The organism is Bradyrhizobium sp. 164 (assembly GCF_023073715.1).
Lineage (GTDB): Bacteria > Pseudomonadota > Alphaproteobacteria > Rhizobiales > Xanthobacteraceae > Bradyrhizobium.
In genome coordinates this window covers 1-1,040 of record NZ_JADPKA010000109.1, presented here as the reverse complement: position 1 = coordinate 1,040, position 1,040 = coordinate 1, and the positions used below count along the sequence as shown (strand labels likewise).

The window sequence follows — 1,040 nt, the reverse complement described above, 5'->3', positions numbered from 1 at the left end:
CGGTCGTCGATCCAGCTCAAGCCGCTGGTGCAGGCCGAGCTCTCCAAGATCGAGGGCGTGCAGGCCTTCGCATTCAACCTGCCGCCGCTGCCGGGCGGGCCGGGCGGTCTGCCGATCCAGATGGTGATCAACTCCACCGCCGGATTCCAGACGGTCTATGAGCAGATGGAGAAGCTGAAGGACGCCGCACGCAAGAGCGGCATGTTCATCGTCTCCGACAGCGATCTTGCCTACAATCAGCCGAACGTGAAGGTCACGATCGATCGCACCAAGGCGCAGGACCTCGGCGTCAACATGCAGAACCTCGGCTCTACGCTCGCGGTGCTGCTCGGCGGCAACTACATCAACCGCTTCAACCTCGAAGGCCGCTCCTACCAGGTGATCCCGCAGGTGCCGCGCGGCAAGCGTCTGTCGCCGGAATCGCTCGGCGGCTACTATGTGACGACCAACACCGGCCAGCAGCTCCCGCTGTCGACGGTGGTATCGATCGAGACCAAGACCGACCCGAACTCGCTGACCCACTACAACCAGCTCAATTCGGCGACGTTCTCGGCCGTGCCGATGCCCGGCGTGACCGTTGGTGCGGCAGTCGATTTCCTCGAAGGCGAGGCCAAGAAGCTGCCGCAAGGCTTCAGCCACGATTATCTGGCGGACAGCAGGCAGTATGTTCAAGAAGGTAACCAGCTCGCGATCACCTTCGGCTTCGCGCTGATCATCATCTTCCTGGTGCTGGCGGCGCAGTTCGAGAGCTTGCGCGACCCGCTGGTGATCATGATCTCGGTGCCGATGGCGATTGTCGGCGCGCTGATCCCGCTGTTCTTCGGCGTGGCGACGATGAACATCTACACGCAGGTCGGCCTGCTCACCCTGGTCGGCCTGATCACCAAGCACGGCATCCTGATGGTGGAGTTCGCCAATGAGCTCCAGGTCAGCGAGCGGCTCGACCGCCGCTCGGCCATCGAGATGTCGGCGCGCATTCGCCTGCGCCCGATCCTGATGACCACGGCCGCGATGGTGACGGGTCTGATCCCGCTCCTGAC

Annotated in this window: 1 protein-coding gene; it reads left to right on the top strand. The window is 63.4% G+C overall.

The features are described from left to right. Positions 1–1,040, top strand: a 1,040-nt coding sequence (locus IVB01_RS32840) for an efflux RND transporter permease subunit (RefSeq protein ID WP_247495190.1), incomplete at both ends; no start/stop codon positions are given.